This is a genomic window from Campylobacter concisus, from assembly GCF_002913545.1.
GTDB classification, from domain to species: Bacteria; Campylobacterota; Campylobacteria; order Campylobacterales; family Campylobacteraceae; genus Campylobacter_A; species Campylobacter_A concisus_AV.
The window spans coordinates 61090-78216 of the sequence record NZ_PPBR01000007.1; the positions used below are offsets into that span (position 1 = coordinate 61090).

A 17127-nucleotide genomic window follows, 5' to 3' on the forward strand; every position below is an offset into this window, starting at 1 on the left:
CAAAAGATGGATATCAAAAACGTAACCGAAACGATCTCGATGATCGAGGAGCAAAATTTTGACATCAGAACGATCACAATGGGCATTAGTTTGCTTGATTGCATCGACCCTGACATCAATAAAGCCTGCGACAAAATTTACACAAAAATCACCACTAAAGCCAAAGACCTAGTTAGAGTGGGCAACGAAATTTCTGCCGAGCTAGGCATACCAATCGTCAATAAAAGAGTGAGCGTGACGCCTATCTCAATAATCGGCGCCGCAACGGATGCAAAAGACTATGTGATGATCGCAAAGACGCTTGATAGGGCGGCTATTGAGGTTGGTATTGATTTTATAGGTGGTTTTTCGGCTCTAGTGCAAAAGGGCTATCAAAAGGGTGATGAAATTTTGATAAATTCTATCCCGCAAGCGCTCGCACAAACCGCAAAAGTGTGCTCAAGCGTCAATGTCGGCTCAACAAAAAGTGGCATAAATATGAGCGCAGTGCGTGACATGGGACGCATCATAAAAGAGACGGCAGCAGCTTCAGAGATGGGCTGTGCGAAGCTTGTTGTCTTTGCAAACGCAGTTGAAGATAATCCTTTCATGGCTGGAGCATTTCACGGCGTGGGCGAGGCTGACGTGGTGATAAATGTCGGCGTTTCAGGCCCAGGCGTCGTAAAAAGAGCGCTTGAAAAGGTGCGTGGCGAGAGCTTTGACGTGGTGGCTGAGACTGTGAAAAAGACGGCATTTAAGATCACTCGTATCGGTCAGCTCGTTGGTCAAATGGCGAGCGAGCGCCTTGGGGTGAAATTTGGTATCGTCGATCTCTCTCTTGCTCCGACACCTGCTGTGGGTGACTCGGTGGCTCGCGTGCTTGAGGAGATGGGGCTTGAGGCTGTCGGTACGCACGGCACGACTGCGGCACTAGCTCTGCTAAACGACGCGGTCAAAAAAGGTGGCGTCATGGCGTGCAACCAAGTGGGCGGCTTAAGCGGTGCATTTATCCCAGTCTCAGAGGACGAGGGCATGATAGCTGCGGTGCGCGCGGGATCGCTAAATTTAGAAAAGCTTGAAGCAATGACTGCGATATGCTCAGTGGGACTTGATATGATCGCCATACCTGCGGATACGCCAAGCGAGAGCATAGCTGCGATGATCGCTGATGAGGCGGCTATCGGCGTGATAAATCAAAAAACAACGGCCGTTCGTATCATACCTTTGGGTAAAGAGGGCGATATGATCGAGTTTGGCGGCCTTTTAGGAAGAGCACCTGTGATGAAGATAAATAAGGCCTCAAGTGCCGACTTTATCGCTCGTGGCGGACAAATTCCAGCACCTATCCATAGTTTTAAAAACTAATCTTCAAAGTCCGCTTTAAATTTGCGGACTTTTTCTTAAATTTATCCTAATCTTTTCAACTGCTTTTAGTTAAAATAATAAAAATTTTAAACTAAGGAGCTAAAATGAAAATTTTATCACTGCTTACGGTGCTACTTTTTGGAGCGGTATGTGGCTTTGCAAATGACGGCAAAGTAAGAAGTATCGACATCTACGTCACGCCTTACTACTCAGCAAATGCTGGCAAGGTGGAGTATGTCAAGGTCTATGACAAGATAGATGAGCTTTTAAAAAGTGGCAAAGAAGAGGACTTTAAAAAGGCTGAAAAGATCGTGCAAGACGCCCCACAAATGGTCTCTCCGATAACTCTTTTTGTTCTCTCAGCTCGCGCTTATGATCTTGGACTTCGCGATGATGCGGTATTTTGGTTTTATGCGGCAAAAAACCGCGCGATCTTGCTAAGAGGCGTTATAGACATGGAGGGCGAGAAATTTGCTGACGTGGTGGCTGCGATAGGGGCGTTTATGAAGCTTGTGGGCGACGTGGTCAATCCTTATGCATTTTGCGATATCAAAAAGCAACAAGAGATCGCTGATAAAGCGCTTGAATGGACTAAGAAAAATGCCTATGAAGCGATGTTTTCGCCAGAATTTAGCTCGCCTCACGAAGATAGAAAAGCAGCCCTTGCAAAAGGCATAGAAAAGCTAGAAGCGCGCAATAAAAAAGAGAAAGATTACTTTTTAGACAAAGACAATCTTGCTAACTTTAAAGCTACGCGCAAGCAAAATGGCACTGATGAGAAATTTTGCTTTTAAGTAGCGATATAAATTTGAAAATTTGCTTGTAAATTTAGCTTTTGCTTTATTCTAAAAGGGCAAATTTACAAGCTGTCTCTATTTTAAATCACGACAAATTTACTTAAATTTGGCTCTTTTTCGTAAGAGTAGCAAAATCACAAAAATGAGAATAAAAAATGACTTTGAAATTTGGCGAACTTAAAAAAGTTGCAACAGATGATGGCTTTATCTGGTATGGGGAGACTGGGCTAAAAAGTGAAATTTTTGATCAGGTGCCATTTTGCCTCGTTAGCACAGACATGGCAGACGTAGATGATGAGACTACTTTGCTGGCAGAACGCATCGCCAAAGATATCAACCGATACATAAAAGAGTCGCTTGCCTTTTTAAAAGATGAGCTTAGGCGAGGGCGCTTTTTGAGCGAGGACGAGCTTAGCTTGCTTGATGTGCCAGTTTGCAACCTGCCATTTAGCTCGCCACAATGCACCTTTTATGCGCGTGATAAGCAGTGGCTGATGAGATTTGCAGAGGGCGCGCTTGATATCTGTGAGCCTTATGGTATTGGGGTGATCTTTGAGGGTGAAAAGCCACTTTGTTTAGAAAATTTAGAGCTTAGCAGTGAGTAGTGCTAAACGATTAAGTTTTTAAATTTATGCATTAAAAGCTAGTTAAGATTTTCAAGCCTTGTAAAAATGATGAAATTTTGTTTTTAGGTATTGGCTGCGATCAAGAGGCGCTAGAGTTTTTAAATGATTAAATTTTTGCTGTTTTAGCCTTTACGCCAAAACAGCAAAATTTATAAGCTAAGCGTTGCAGCAGTCGCTCGGATCTTTTTCTTTTGTGATCCTAGCTCTTAGGTCGTGGCGGATGATCTCTATCGACCAAAACCAGACCATGTGACCTACAAACTCAGAGACATACTCATACCAAGGAAGTGTCCAAAGTGGCGGAGTAAGGCCAAGAAGCGGCAGTGAGATGCCGTGAACTGCGATAGTTGCTAAGATACCAGCCATCACGCCTTGCCACATCGTGATCTTTGGAAATTTCTCAGCCACGACGCAGTAGCCAACGGCAAAGACTACTGAGAAGATGATGTGCGTTAGCATTACGTAGTTAAATGCATGCCCTGCAAACTCGTAGATAGCAGCGTTTGGATCGGCGATACCGACATAATCTCTCAAAAACACATAAGGCGGGTTTAGAAAATTTCTCGAGCAGTCGATCGCATCAGCCGCTCTGATGGCACTTTCTGGTCCGCAAGCTGCGTTAAACATATCCATAGGGCTTCTTGGCGGAAGTGGCACTTCTGCGCCCCATTTGACAAAGGCTGAAACAACGCCAGCGACGAGGCCGATCAACGCAGCTAAGGCAAATTTTGGTTTGGTAGCTAAATTTGACATTTTGTCTCCTTGTAAAATTTGAGGCATTTTATTTCTATTTTCTTTATGATAAGGTTAATCATTATTATAATTTATAAATTTATCAAAGCTCAAATGCTTTAAAATCATAAAATTTTTAGCCATTTTTGGCTAGACTAAGAAAAAATTTAAAGGAGAATAGATGTCTAAAGAGTTTAAAGACGCAAACGAATTTAAGGAATTTTTTGAAGAATTTAGAAAAAAAGATGGCTACAAAGATCCAGTTGCTTTTGGCATCGCAAGGGTCGATCGCGGACAAAAAAATAGCGACAAAATTTTGCAAGCAAGCTTTGCCGTTGTAAATTACAAAGAGAGCTTTTTAAGCGCAGCTGCTTTTATCTACGCCTTGCAAAAGTGTGATGTTGAGGTTGATTTTGGTGCATCCGAGTTTGTGACTGATCTCACGCCAAAGGTAGCAAAAAAGGCTAGCAAGCTCTTTAGTGTCTTTGAAAAAGATATAAAATCGCATAAAAACGTGGAGAATTTACACGCTGTGAAGATGGCATTTGAGGACGACCTTGAGCTAAATGAGAATAAATTTAAGCTTGTATTTTTGTTCGAAGATGCAAAACCACTTAGCGTGGAGGCTGTCTATCTCAAGCTCTACTTGATCTCGCTTGGCAAGGTCGCACCTAGGACGATCGTGCTTGATGGAGCCTTTGGAGTGCTACCAAATGTCGCATGGACTAGCCAAAATATCCCGATCGAGCTTGAGTGGCTAAGAGAAAACGAAATTTCTCTAAAGATGTTTGGCGAGTATCCAGCGATCGTGAGCGTGGATAAATTTCCAAGATTTCTAAGTCACATCATCCCAGCTGATAATACGAGAATTTTAGACGCTGCTAAAGTCCGTATGGGCGCAGCTGTGCATCCTGGCACGGTCGTCATGCCAGGGGCTGCTTATATCAACTTTAACGCAGGCACGACTGGTGGCGTGATGGTTGAGGGCAGGGTCAGCAGCTCTGTCGTCGTGGGCGAGGGCAGTGACGTTGGCGGCGGAGCTAGCATACTTGGCGTGCTAAGCGGCACGAACGGCAACCCCGTAAGCATCGGCAAACACTGCTTACTTGGCGCAAACTCAGTTACTGGCGTGCCACTTGGTGATAACTGCATCGTGGATGCTGGCATAGCGGTGCTTGAGGGCACAAAGGTCTATATCTCGGCAAGTGAGCGCGAAAAGTTAGCTAAGCTAAATCCAGAGTTTAAATTTGAAGCTGAAATTTACAAAGCGCTTGAGCTTGGCGGGCTAAATGGGCTTCATTTTAGACAAAATAGCCAAACAGGTCAGATCACTGCAAGCGCGAGCAAAAGGGCGATCAAGCTAAATGAGGCACTTCATTAAAAGGAGCTAGCATGAAAGTTGGCATTTTGATGTTTGACAAGATAAATTTGTTAAGCTTTGCCAAAATTTATGATTTTTTGCATAAATTTGAAGGTTTTAATATCAAAACCTACGCTCTAAAGCCTGAGATAGTCGATGAATTTGGCGTCAGGCTTCATCCTGAAATTTACGCTGAGAGCCTTTACGGCGTGGATATCTTGGTCGTGCCAGATGGCGTTGGAGCGCTTGGGCTAAGGTACGATGAGATATTTTTAAGCTGGATAAAAAGCTCAGCGAGTGCGAAATTTAAGATCGGCTTTGACCTTGGCGTGCTCATCCTTGGAGGAGCTGGATTTTTAGAAGACAGAGAGGCTTGCATAAGGGGCGGATATAAAAACGCGCTGAGCGGCTACTGCGAGGTAAATGATGCTAAGATGTGCGAGAGCAGGGGTGTGATAAGTGTTAGCGAATTTGATGATGAGATCAAAGAGCAGCTCGCAAAAATCCTAAGTAAAGATAAAATTTAAGGGCTTTGGCTCTTAAATTTGATAGAAATTTTATCTTTTTAATGAGCTTATAGCTTGTTTTATGGCGCTATTTACCGCTTCTAAATGCCACTTTATCCATGCCGTAAAGTCAAAATTTGAATTATTTTCAAGCTTTGTCGTCTGCTCTAAAATTTCATAATAATCTTTTTTATTTGCGTAAATAATGCTCGATATTGAAAACGGCTCAATGCTTTCACTAGAGCCAAGCAGTAGTGCGCCAAAGCCCTTGCCATGCGGCGGCCATTGCCGTCCTCATAAGGATGGATGATCACAAACCAAAGGTGTGCTAAGGCACTTTTTACATAGGTGTTTTCGTGATTTTTATTGATAAAATTTAAAAAATTTCTCACCCTCTACACGCTCTGCTGGCAAGGCTTCGTAGTGGATTTGCACATTTTTCGAAGGACCTGAGACGACACTCATCTCATCATCTCTAAATTTAGCTCTTTTTATCTTGTAAATTTTGCTATGACTATATCCAAACAAGCATTGTGCCAGCCATGTAGTCGCTCAAAATTCATAGGGGCTTTGTTTAAATTTACTTCAAGCATTAGTGAGGCTAGATTATCACTGTGTCTAGTCGCATGAGTGTCGGCTAGCCAGTCAAAATTTTCATCTAGTCTCTTTTTTACTGATGAGCGAATGCTTGATCTTTTTAGCCTCTTGCCCTCTATGAGAGATGAGTAAAATATCTCATCTTCTAGGGCATTAATTTGCGCCTTTAAAAGATCGTTTCTGCTGGTCTTGCTTGTTATCTCTTTTAAAATTTCTTGATCTTGCTTTAGCTTATTTGCAAGGGTACTTATTATTCTTTTGTCGAAAGAAAAATTTGGGTAGTTGGGATGTTGCCATATCCACAGGTTTTATATTTTATACTTAATGTCTAGAATTTGTTTATAGCAGTAAAATTTTATATATGCATTGCTTTTGATTTGTTATTTGTAAAAAATCTTTTTTATTAGAAAAGAGCCAGCTAAAGTTAAGGCTAGATAAGATTATCTACCTAACCTATAATCTCTTCTGGCATCCTTATAACCACGTCTATAACCACGATCAAAACCATCATCGTAGTCGTCATCGTTATAGTAGCCTCCGCGGTAACCACGTTGAAATCTATCAAATCTTTCGTACTCATTTTGATAGTATGGGCGGTAGTTAGGAGGATATGGTGCATAGTTTGGATCAACAGGATAGTAGCCATTTGCACGACAACTATCCTCGTCAAATTTTTCTATTCCGTTGCGAAATTTGTAGCTTTCTATTTTTTTATCAAAGCTATCAATACTTCTTATGTCGCCATAAATTTTAGCCATTTCTCTTTGATTTATAAGACCACAAAGCCTAGCTTCAACTTTTTTTTCGTAACTCATAGAAAACAAAAAAGTTAATGAACAAAATAAAATGGCTATAAATTTCATATTAATCTCCTACTTTTAGGCTTCCACCTTTGCCAAGACCACCTTTTACGGTTTGTGCTTTGTAGTCTTTTAGGGCGATAACTAATTGATTCATTGAATCAAGGAAAGCATTTACAAGTGTTTTTCCCTCAGGTGTTCTTGAATATGCTCCAAGTCCAGCACCAAGAGAAGCGCCAGCACCGCCGCCCATGCCAAAGAAGTCAGTGCTAGAAGCTGAACCAATGGCCGCTGCTAATTGAACGCCTGAACGATTTTCTATAAGAACCAATGTAGTCTGTGTCTCTTTTGTTGAAAAACCACCAGCTATAGCGCCTGCTACACTACCAAAAAGTGCTCCAACAAGACCGCCTGCACCGCCTGTATCTTCATTACTAAAGAATATTTCAGGGCGAATAGTATAATCAGCTGCTACCATTTTACCTTTGCCAAAGCCAGAACCGCTACGTAGTTCGCCCGATCTATCAAGTGCACGCTCTTGCATCATATTATCCATCATAGCGCCACGCTCAACTATAACAAAACAACCAGTTTGTTGTGCAAGAAGGCGCAAAACAGGAATAGTTGATGTGAGCTTGTAGTTGCGTGTTAAATATGAATACCAGTCAGAATTCTGGTCTTCATAAAACGCAAGTGTTCCAAGAGTGCTACTACACTTTTCTATTTTTGTGTTAGCATTTTTGTTGTTGCTACCAGCAGCACTGCCAGTTACACCATTGTTGTTGCCAGTTGCGCAACCGCTTAAAAGTAAAACTCCAAGACCTACGCTTAGTAAAGATGAGCTTAACTTCATTTTTATCCTTAATATTTAAGTTGGTTTTAGAATTATATATGAGTAAATATTATAAAAATATTAATATAAAATTTATGTTTAATAACATAATGCAAAATTATTTTTCACAAAAATTTAAGCGGCCAGCAAGATGCCAGCCACATAAATTATTCGACAGTTACGCTTTTTGCGAGGTTTCTTGGCATATCGACATTGTTGCCAAGTCTAACAGAAATTTCAAGTGCAAGTAGCTGAAGCACTAGCATCATCTCAAAAAATTCGCTCATATAGTGATCTTGAACGCTTGTTTTTACGTAGTCATCGCTTAGTTCAAACTCAAGTGGGCTGATTGCTAGGATATAAGCATCTCTTGCAGCAAGCTCTTCGACGTTACTTTTTGCCTTTTCATATAGTAAGTTTTGAGGCATTAAAGCGATCGTAAATAGCTTCTCATCTGCAAGCGCGATAGGTCCGTGCTTCATCTCGCCTGATGGATAGCCCTCGGCGTGAAGATATGAAATTTCTTTAAGTTTTAACGCACCTTCAAGTGCTAGCGGATAGAAGATGTCTCTACCGATGAAGAAGAAGCCATGACCGTGCAGATAGTGCTTGCTTAGGCGGTGAAGCTTCTCTTGCAAAGAGTTATCTATATTTAAAATTTGAGGGATATGAAGAAGCGTTTTGATCTCGTGATCAAGCTCTTTTTTGCTGATAGATCCCTTTGCAGATGCCATTTGAAGCACAAGCATCCAAAGCACGATGATTTGCGTAGCAAAGGCCTTTGTGCTTGCCACACCTTTTTCGATGCCAGCGCGAGTTAGAAGCGTATTATCAGCTAGTCTAACGATAGATGAGTTATCGACGTTGCAAATCGCAAGTGTCTTTAGCCCAGCCTCTTTTGCGATCCTAAGCGCCTCAAGAGTATCAGCTGTCTCGCCACTTTGCGAGATGACGATGAAGAGCGAGTTTTTGTTTAGATAAGGCTTTCTATATCTAAATTCGCTTGCCACTTCGACCTTTGTTCTAACTTTGGCAAGTCTTTCAAAAAGATAGCTTGCAACAAGCGCTGCATGGTAGCTCGTACCGCACGCACAAAGCACGACATCATCGATGCCTTTTAGGTATTCATCGTCTAAATTTTCAAGGGTGACTTTATGGTTTTTAACCCTGCCCATGATGGTTTCAGATACGACTGCGCCTTGCTCGTAAATTTCTTTCTCCATAAAAAATGTATAGCCCTCTTTTTGGGCATAGCTCTTATCTTTTGGCAGTGCGTTAAATGTTATGCTAGCCTTTTTGCCGTGTTTAAAAACAGCTATCTCGTCTAAGCTCACGTAGCCGTAGTTGTTGTCATCAAGATATGCTACTTCAGTTGCGTTGCCGATAAGCGGGGCATCTGATGAGGCAAAATATAGCTCTTTTTTGTCGCTTTTGCCTATCGCCATAGGAGCGGCATCTTTTGCGAAAAATATCTTATCAGGTGCAGTTTTGGTGATAAGTAGCGTCGCATAAGCGCCTCTTAGCTTTGCGATAGTCGCCTCATAAGCCTTAAATGGATCTTTTTTCTCTTTTAAAATTTCTTCAAAAAGGTGCACGATCACTTCGGTGTCGGTTTGGCTGACAAATTTCACACCCTTTGCCTCAAGCTCATCTTTAAGCTCTTTGTAGTTTTCGATGATGCCGTTGTGAACGACAAATGAGTGCTCGCCAAGGTGCGGGTGAGCATTGATCTCAGTTGGTTTGCCGTGCGTCGCCCAGCGTGTGTGACCTATCGCCACACCAAAACCCTCTGATGTAAAGTCCTTTGTCTTTAGGGCTAAATTTTCAAGCTTACCGACCGCTTTAAAGAAGTCGATCTTGCCATCACTCATCACAGCCATGCCAGCGCTGTCGTATCCACGATACTCAAGCTCTTTTAGACCGCTTAAAATGACCTCTTTTTTCTCTTTATCTCCGATGTATCCTACGATTCCACACATGTTTTACTCGCTTATTAATAAATTTAATATCTCTTCGCCTTTACTCTCAAGTCGCTCGTTTTTCTCGATCAAAAAGAGATTTCTCGTTCTATTTTTAACCGTCTGAATTCTCGCACTCGTGACTTGAAAATGAAGCCTGTCAAAAACACTCATCACATAAGCCATTAGCCCGCGCTGATCTTTTGCGTTGATGCTAAGTTTGGCGTAATCTTTTGAGTGATTTAGCTCGAAGTTTATCTCATCTTTGTTAATATTTGGTTTCAAAGGCTCTCTTAAAACCTCGCTATTTAGGGATTTTAGGGCTAAAATTTTAGTATTTTCAAGCTCATGATTTTTTACATTTTGGTTAAAGTCAAGCCTGATATAAAATTTCTTCTCAAAAAGCTCAAATATCTCCATATACGCAAGATCAAATTTGGCAAATTCATAGAGCAGGGCGCTTAAATTTAGGCTTTTGTTTGTATAAATTTGAATACTTAAATTTTTACTATTGTTTATGAAAATTTCGGTTTCGTTTAAGCTATCAGCCACTTTGCTTAAATTTATGATCTCGCTCGCGCTATATTTTGTAAAGACCAAATTTGATGTGATCTTAAAAATTTTCTCTTGCAGCTTTGGCTCAAGCGCCAAAAACTCGCTATTTCGTTTTATAGACTGCTCTTTTTTTACCCGCCTTGTCGCTTCATCAAGTAAATTTTCATCGCTAAATGCGCTAAGAGAAATTTCATAAAGCTCTCTTAAAAGCTTTGCTGTGTAGGCGTTATAAAGCCTCTCATTTGTGGCGTTTATCACGCAGTAGCTAAGGATGTAAAGTAGCTTTAAAACCTGCTTGTCGCCAAGCTTCGAGATAAAAGCGAAGATAACGCGCTGTGAGTAGATGTCCTCTCTGTTTGAGACGTTGCTCATTAGGGTGTGGTATTTTATCAAGATGACGCCAATGTTGATAGCTTTTTGGCTTAAATTTAGCTTGTTTGCATAGGCTCTAAAGATGTTTGCGCCGATGTTTGCGTGATCTTTTCCGCCAAGTCCTTTGCCAACGTCATGCATAAGTGTCACGATCTTTAGCATCGTTTTGCCCTCCAAGCAAAGCTCAGCGTAAAGATTTTTTATAAATTTATCTTTTATATTTTCAAGAAATTTGACACTTAAAATGCTATGCTCATCAACCGTAAATTCGTGATAGCCGTCATATTCTGCTAGCTGGGAGATGTGCTCCATCGGTTTTATCAAAATTTGTATCATCTGCGCATCGAGCAAGGACTTTAAGATGGCGTAGGAATTTTCTCTTAAAAATATCTTCTTAAACTCGCTGATAGCGCGCTCTAGGCCATCTTTTGTGATGATGGCTCGCTTGATGTAAAAGATCGCGCTTATATCAAATTTATAATCCACATCTTTTAGCTCTAAAAGCTCATTTATGAGATCCTCGATAAGGGCTGGCTTTTTGTGAAGCGGCACGTAGATGACGCCATTTACCTCATAAAAGCCATTTTTTAGCCTAGCAAATTTTCTTTGAACGAAGCTTAGCTCGCTTTTGAAAAATGGCCTACAAAGCGAAGCCGCGATAAATCTTGAATAAATGGCTACGTTATTCATCGAGCTTAGCATCTTTTGGCTGATGACGCTCTCGTTGTCTTGCAACTTTTTGGACTTTGTCTGCATGAAATTTGTCGTGATCTCGACACTTGAAGCACTGAAAGTATCGGTGTTTTGAGTTAAATTTAAAGCACTTAGCAAGCTTAGTAAAAAATCCACATTTAGATTAAAACTCGCAATCTCTTTTTCATTCATCACTTTAAGGGCTTGCGATCTAACTGAAACGTCGCTATCAAGGCAGTTTAGTATGCAGTTTAAGCGGTAAATTTCATCGATCCCGCCAAAGCCACTTTTTAAATTTGGCTCTTGTGTCAAGTAGCTTATGCTAGAAAATGGCAAAAATGCCTTTAAATGGTAGTTTAAAAAGGCTTTTTTATCAAATTCTTTTATCTTTATGATCTCGCTTTTTACTAGGCGGTAGAGGCTTTTTGAGCCACAAATGTAGCGAAGTTGCGAGGTTTCGCTTTTAAATTTAAGGTCATCTTTGAAATTTATAAAAATTTCATCCACTTCGGCAATTTTTATCACAAATTTCATGCCAGAGCTATCTAAAATTTCAGAAAATTCTTTTAAGAAATTTTTTATATTATAACCCTTTAAATTTTTATAAACTAGTAAAATTTCAAGCTCGCTATTTGCGCTAAGCAGCGTTTGAGCGTATTTGCCAGTGGCTAGAACACTAAAAGCAAAGCTGTCATTTTGTGGCATAAACTCATCAAAAAATTCTCGCATAGTTTCATTTAAATAAGATTTTATAAAATCATCATACTCTTTGGCCAAGAAATTTGTGAAATTTCTGCCTTGGTTTTTTTGAAAATGTTTTGGCAAATTTGCCTTAAAATCAAGAAATTTCTCTTTGATTTTTGAATAATTGTCGCTATTTTTGGCACTTTTATCAGCTAGCATTTAGTGTTTCCATTGTTAAAAATATCTTGGCAAATGTTACATAATTTTTGCAAAAACAAAGCTTTATTTGCTTATAATAAAGCCTTAAGTTCAGCTTTAGGACGATATAAATAATGAATCTATTACAAAAACTAGAAAGTGGCGAGAGATTAAGTAAGCAAGAGGCTTTTTCGCTTTATGAGCTTGATCTTTTTACCTTGGCTAAATTTGCCGACAAAAAGCGCAGAAAACTGCACGGCAACAAGGTCTTTTTTAACGTAAATCGCCATATAAATCCAACAAATATCTGTGCTGACATCTGTAAATTTTGCGCATTTTCAGCCCACAGAAAAAATCCAAATCCATACCTAATGAGCCACGAAGAAATTTTAAAGATCGTTGATGAGAGCGTGAGCCACGGTGTAAAAGAGATACACATCGTCTCCGCCCACAACGCAACTAGCGGTTGGCAGTGGTACTTAGAAATTTTTAAAAAGATAAAGGCAGCTCATCCAGAGCTTCACGTAAAGGCGATGACAGCGGCTGAGATTGATTTTTTATCAAGGCATTACGGCTTAAGCTACGATGAGGTGATAGAAAAGATGCTTGAATACGGCGTCGATAGCATGCCAGGGGGTGGGGCTGAAATTTTTAATGAAGAGGTCAGGGCTAAAATTTGCAAAGGAAAAGTTAGTAGCGAGAACTGGCTAAAGATCCACAAAATGTGGCACGATAAAGGCAAGCAAAGTAACGCTACAATGCTTTTTGGCCACATAGAAAGCCGTGAAAATAGGATCGATCACATGCTAAGGATCAGAGATTTGCAGGACGAAACTGGCGGATTTAACGCATTTATCCCGCTTGTCTATCAAAGAGAAAATAACTACTTAAAAGATGTTAAATTTCTAGGATCAGCTGAAATTTTAAAGACTATGGCGATATCTCGCTTGGTGCTTGATAACGTCCCACACATAAAGGCCTACTGGGCTACTTCGACGCTAAATTTAGCGATGATCGCTCAGGAATTTGGCGCTGATGATCTTGATGGCACTATAGAAAAAGAGAGTATCCAAAGTGCAGCTGGCGCAAATAGCGCAAATGGCGTTACGCTAAAGACATTTTGCGATCTCATAAAAACATCTGGTTTTACGCCAGTTGAGCGTGATAGCTTATATAACGAACTTAAAATTTACTAAAGGAGCTTGGGGTGAAATTTTTTGACTTAGCACAAAACAAAACGAGTGTGAAGCAGGAATTCGGAGCGGGACTTACGACATTTTTGGCGATGATGTATATCGTGCCGGTAAATGCGATCATTATGAGCAAAACTGGCATGCCTTATGAGGCGCTAATAACGGCAACAGCGCTAATTACCATATTTTCTACGATATTAAATGGTCTTTGGGCGAACACACCAGTTGCGATGAGCGTTGGTATGGGGCTTAACGCTTATTTTACATTTGGTCTTTGCATCGGTATGAAAGTGCCTTGGCAAACGGCTCTTGGCGTTGTTTTTCTAAGCGGCGTGATATTTGTCGTCTTGTCTTTTACAAATTTTAGAATGTGGATAATAAGATCCATCCCGCTTGATCTAAGAAGAGCGATAAGCGCTGGCATAGGTACATTTATCAGCTTTGTCGCGTTTCAGCAAATGGGCTTTATCGTAAATAACGACGCGGTTTTGGTTGGCATAGGAAATTTCAGAGATCCAAATGTGCTTCTTGGCGTTTTGGGACTATTTTTGGTTATTTGCTTTTGGGCGTGGAAGATAAAGGGCGCGTTTATCCTGGCAGTGCTTGTCACTTCAGTGATCGCTTGGGTGCTTGGCATCGCTCCTCATCCAACAGAAATTTTCTCAACTCCAGCCTCTATCTCACCGATATTTTTAGAGCTTGACATAAAAGGTGCCTTTAGCCTAGCCTTACTCCCAGTTGTTATCACATTTTTTGTAACCGATCTTTTTGACTCGATAGGCACGCTAGCTGGCGTTGGCACAAGGGCTGGGATATTTGACGAAAACAAAAAAGATGGCGTCGTAAAACTTGAAAAAACTCTTGAAGCTGACGCTGTTGCTACTGCAGCCGGCTCGCTTGTAGGCGTAAGTACGACCACATCGTTTGTAGAGAGCGCAAGCGGCGTAGAAGAGGGCGGCAGAACTGGTCTAACAGCTGTATTTTGCGGACTTTTGTTTATACTTACACTATTTATGTTGCCACTTTTTAAAGCTATCCCTGGCAATGCCATCTATCCGATCCTCGTAATGGTTGGCGTGCTTATGTTTGCTGAGCTAGCTAGCATAAATTTCAAAGATCCAGCCATCGCCGTTGCGACATTTTTCATAGTTGTCTTGATACCGCTTACCTACTCGATTACAAACGGCCTTGCATTTGGCTTTATGTCATATGTCATAGTTAAGCTCATAAAGAGAGAATTTAGCGATATAAATTTAGGTGTAGTCGTGCTAGCGCTCATTAGTTTTATCGTATTTTTAGTGCATTGATAAGGATGAAAGATGATATTTTATAGCTACGATGAATTTGCCATTGATGCCAAAAAGATGGCAAAACAGATAAAAGATGAGTTTGATCCAGAGGTGATACTAGCTGTGGCAAGAGGCGGTCTAACGCTTGGTCACTCGCTAGCTGTTGCGCTTAATAATAGAAATTTATTTACCCTAAATTCTATCCACTACGAGGATACAAACAAACTTGATACAATACAAATTTTTAACGTGCCAGATCTTAGCAAATACACTAAAATTTTGCTCGTTGATGATATCATTGATAGCGGCGAGAGTATGGTCGAGATAAAAAGAGAGCTGCTTAAACGCTATCCAAATTTAGATATAAAGATAGCAACTGTATTTTACAAAGAAAAGGCTCTACTTTTGCCTGAATTTAAGGTAAAAGAGGCTCATTACTGGGTTGAGTTTTTCTGGGATATACATATTTAAGGGCGCGATTTGTTAGAAAGAGTTAGAGAATTTGCTAGCAGACACATCGCTTTTAGCGTATTTTTGATATGTTTGATTGATTTTGTTTTTCTACTTTATGCGGCAAATTCTCTTAGTATAAGCTACAACGAGGCTGAAATTTTCTTTCAAAAGCACAGCCTTCTAAGCTACATCTTAAAACTAAGCACCCATTTTTTTGGTCAAAATGACCTTGCTGTGCGAGGTGTGATGATCTTTTTTCACATCGCAAGCGTGGTTTTGATGTATAAGGTGAGTAAATTTTACATTAAGCTCGAGTTTGACAGGATCATAGCGGTTCTACTTTTTGTGCTGCTTCCTGGCACGCTAGCTTCAGCCCTTATCATAAATAACGCTGGAATTTGCATCACTCTAGCGTTTTTGTGTATATATCTTTTTCATATTAAAAAGAAAATTTTATTTAGCCTCTTTTTCTGCCTAGCCTTTTTTATAGATGGTGATTTCTTGATATTTTATGCAGGATTTTTTATATTTGCACTTTACAAAAGAAAGCCGCCACTTGCTTGGCTAAGCGCCATTTTATTTTTGCTGACGCTTTACTTTTTTGGCTTTGAAACAAATGGCAGACCAAGCGGGCATTTTATCGATACCTTTGGCATATTTGCTGCTGTATTTTCGCCATTTGTCTTTATCTTTTTTGTATATACGATTTATAGAATTTGGGTTAAGGAGAAGAAGGATCTTTTGTGGTTTATTGCCATTTGCTCATTTTGCTTTTGTATGATAGTCTCTGTGCGCCAAAGGCTGGAGCTTGAGCAGTTTTTGCCATTTTGCGTGATCGCAACGCCACTTATGGTAAGAGTTTTTTTCAACTCATATCGCGTGAGGCTGCCAAAATTTAGAAAAGGTCATAAAATTTGCACTAGTTTAGTGATGCTTTTTTTGATATTTAACTGGTCAGCGATCGTCTTTAATCAAATTTTTTACCTCTTTTTAAGCGATCCTACAAAACATCTCACTTATAAATTTGATGTAGCAAAAGAGCTGGCAGATAAGCTAAAAGAGGCTGGAGTGCAAGATATTGCGACTGAAGATACAAGGCTTGCGCTAAGGCTTAAATTTTATGGCATAAAAACAAAAAGTTACTCTAAAAATTTATTAACAAGTGCCGATTTAGATGAGAAGTCAAAATTTAGTATAGAAAAAATGGGAAAAGTAGTTGCAAATTTCAACATCAAGGAACGATAAGCTATGAAAAAAAGAGCTTTTACGATGATAGAGCTTGTTTTTGTTATTGTTGTTGTTGGAATTTTAGCTGCCATTATGATCCCAAAACTAAATAGAAATGCCTCAAGAGAAGCTGCAAATCAGATCCTAACTCATATAAGATATACTCAACACCTCGCTATGCAGGATGATAAATACGCTCAATCGGTTGATGAAAAGCTATGGTTTAAAATGAGATGGGGAATAACGTTTAATGAAACTAGTTTAAAGGAATGTTCTATAGATGAACTAGGAGTTAAGACCTGGAAATATAGTGTTTTTTTTGATAAAAGAGGCAAAAAAATTTTTAGTGGAAATATAAATTCAGAAAAAGAAGTTGCTAGTGATATTTATAAAAACGGCAAGTTGCTTAGTGGCGGATGGAGTGGAATAACATCGGAGTCTACCTGTAGGAGATTAAATAAAGAATCAAATTTAGGAAAGAGATTCAATATAACATTAATTGAATTTAAAAATGGTTGTGATAGGATGCAAACAATAAATTTTGACGAAATGGGTCGTTTGATGAAAGTTGTAAGTATTACAAAAAATAACGGCGCAAAACGACCTTATGATAGACTTCTTAAAAAAGACTGTGAAATAAATATATTTGATAAATATGGTAATAAAACAACTATAGTTATAGAAAGGGAAAGTGGCTTTGCCTATATTAAATGAAAAAGAAAATAGTTTTGTAAAAACTAAAAATATTCATTTTTTCAGAAAATATTGTTTTGTTTAATTTTATTTTAAGCATCCCTCATATATAATTCCAGCTCACGAAACGAGAAACCACCTTTAACTTCAACGTTAATAAAGCCTTTTTCTTATCGTTGTTCTTTTAACTTACAATTGTTAAACTATTAGTCAATCTT

The 17127-nt window shown here is 39.7% G+C and carries 18 protein-coding genes; 10 read left to right on the forward strand and 8 right to left on the reverse strand.

Annotated features, from left to right (window positions below):
• Positions 1-6 precede the first annotated feature (6 nt).
• From CYP05_RS00590 to CYP05_RS00600, 3 genes are all read left to right on the forward strand, one after another.
• Positions 7-1344: a PFL family protein gene (locus CYP05_RS00590; protein ID WP_103641676.1), complete on the forward strand. Its 1338-nt coding sequence runs from the start codon at positions 7-9 to the stop codon at positions 1342-1344.
• A 104-nt stretch (positions 1345-1448) separates the two neighbouring features.
• Positions 1449-2138, forward strand: a complete 690-nt coding sequence (locus CYP05_RS00595; RefSeq protein WP_103641677.1) for a cytochrome-c oxidase — start codon at positions 1449-1451, stop codon at positions 2136-2138.
• A 158-nt stretch (positions 2139-2296) separates the two neighbouring features.
• Positions 2297-2746, forward strand: a complete 450-nt coding sequence (locus CYP05_RS00600; protein WP_103641678.1) for a hypothetical protein — start codon at positions 2297-2299, stop codon at positions 2744-2746.
• Positions 2747-2923: 177 nt separating this feature from the next.
• Here the strand turns inward: CYP05_RS00600 and CYP05_RS00605 are convergent, their stop codons facing one another.
• Positions 2924-3520, reverse strand: a complete 597-nt coding sequence (locus tag CYP05_RS00605; RefSeq protein ID WP_103569343.1) for a YagU family protein — start codon at positions 3518-3520, stop codon at positions 2924-2926.
• Between the two features lie 160 nt (positions 3521-3680).
• Here CYP05_RS00605 and CYP05_RS00610 point away from each other — a divergent pair, with 160 nt between their 5' ends.
• Positions 3681-4880 (forward strand): tetrahydrodipicolinate N-succinyltransferase N-terminal domain-containing protein, encoded by a 1200-nt coding sequence (locus CYP05_RS00610; RefSeq protein ID WP_103641679.1) that lies wholly within the window; start codon positions 3681-3683, stop codon positions 4878-4880.
• Between the two features lie 11 nt (positions 4881-4891).
• Positions 4892-5386 carry a hypothetical protein gene (locus tag CYP05_RS00615; RefSeq protein ID WP_002939504.1) on the forward strand — a complete coding sequence of 165 codons (495 nt, stop codon included), beginning with the start codon at positions 4892-4894 and terminating at the stop codon, positions 5384-5386.
• Positions 5387-5532: 146 nt separating this feature from the next.
• Here CYP05_RS00615 and CYP05_RS10300 read toward each other — a convergent pair whose 3' ends face one another.
• From CYP05_RS10300 to CYP05_RS00645, 7 genes are all read right to left on the reverse strand, one after another.
• Complete coding sequence (locus CYP05_RS10300) at positions 5533-5757, reverse strand: Fic family protein (RefSeq protein ID WP_103641680.1); 225 nt, start codon at positions 5755-5757, stop codon at positions 5533-5535.
• Positions 5729-5893, reverse strand: a complete 165-nt coding sequence (locus CYP05_RS09870; protein WP_181001138.1) for a hypothetical protein — start codon at positions 5891-5893, stop codon at positions 5729-5731. Before CYP05_RS09870 ends, CYP05_RS10300 begins: the two co-directional genes overlap by 29 nt.
• A complete protein-coding gene (locus tag CYP05_RS10305) occupies positions 5857-6267 on the reverse strand; it encodes a DUF4172 domain-containing protein (protein WP_103641688.1) in 411 nt (136 codons plus the stop codon). The genes CYP05_RS09870 and CYP05_RS10305 overlap by 37 nt, the downstream gene beginning before the upstream one ends.
• Before the next feature lie 135 nt (positions 6268-6402).
• Positions 6403-6825, reverse strand: coding sequence for a gamma-glutamyl phosphate reductase (locus CYP05_RS00630; RefSeq protein ID WP_103641681.1), 423 nt, complete (start codon positions 6823-6825; stop codon positions 6403-6405).
• Between the two features lies 1 nt (position 6826).
• Positions 6827-7615: a peptidoglycan-binding protein gene (locus tag CYP05_RS00635; RefSeq protein WP_103640498.1), complete on the reverse strand. Its 789-nt coding sequence runs from the start codon at positions 7613-7615 to the stop codon at positions 6827-6829.
• Positions 7616-7761: 146 nt separating this feature from the next.
• The gene (glmS, locus tag CYP05_RS00640) at positions 7762-9573 is read right to left on the reverse strand and encodes a glutamine--fructose-6-phosphate transaminase (isomerizing) (protein WP_103641682.1); all 1812 of its coding nucleotides are present in this window, start codon (positions 9571-9573) and stop codon (positions 7762-7764) included.
• Positions 9574-9576: 3 nt separating this feature from the next.
• A complete protein-coding gene (locus tag CYP05_RS00645) occupies positions 9577-12075 on the reverse strand; it encodes an HD domain-containing protein (protein ID WP_103641683.1) in 2499 nt (832 codons plus the stop codon).
• 110 nt (positions 12076-12185) lie between these two features.
• Between CYP05_RS00645 and mqnE the strand changes: the two genes are divergently transcribed.
• The 5 genes from mqnE to CYP05_RS00670 are packed head-to-tail and all read left to right on the forward strand — an operon-like array spanning position 12186 to position 16930.
• Positions 12186-13250, forward strand: a complete 1065-nt coding sequence (mqnE, locus tag CYP05_RS00650) for an aminofutalosine synthase MqnE (protein WP_103641684.1) — start codon at positions 12186-12188, stop codon at positions 13248-13250.
• 11 nt (positions 13251-13261) lie between these two features.
• A complete protein-coding gene (locus CYP05_RS00655) occupies positions 13262-14554 on the forward strand; it encodes an NCS2 family permease (protein ID WP_103590555.1) in 1293 nt (430 codons plus the stop codon).
• Positions 14555-14566: 12 nt separating this feature from the next.
• The gene (locus tag CYP05_RS00660) at positions 14567-15007 is read left to right on the forward strand and encodes a phosphoribosyltransferase (RefSeq protein WP_103641685.1); all 441 of its coding nucleotides are present in this window, start codon (positions 14567-14569) and stop codon (positions 15005-15007) included.
• 9 nt (positions 15008-15016) lie between these two features.
• Positions 15017-16234 carry an ArnT family glycosyltransferase gene (locus CYP05_RS00665; protein ID WP_103641686.1) on the forward strand — a complete coding sequence of 406 codons (1218 nt, stop codon included), beginning with the start codon at positions 15017-15019 and terminating at the stop codon, positions 16232-16234.
• 3 nt (positions 16235-16237) lie between these two features.
• Complete coding sequence (locus tag CYP05_RS00670) at positions 16238-16930, forward strand: pilus assembly FimT family protein (RefSeq protein WP_103641687.1); 693 nt, start codon at positions 16238-16240, stop codon at positions 16928-16930.
• Positions 16931-17127 lie beyond the last annotated feature (197 nt).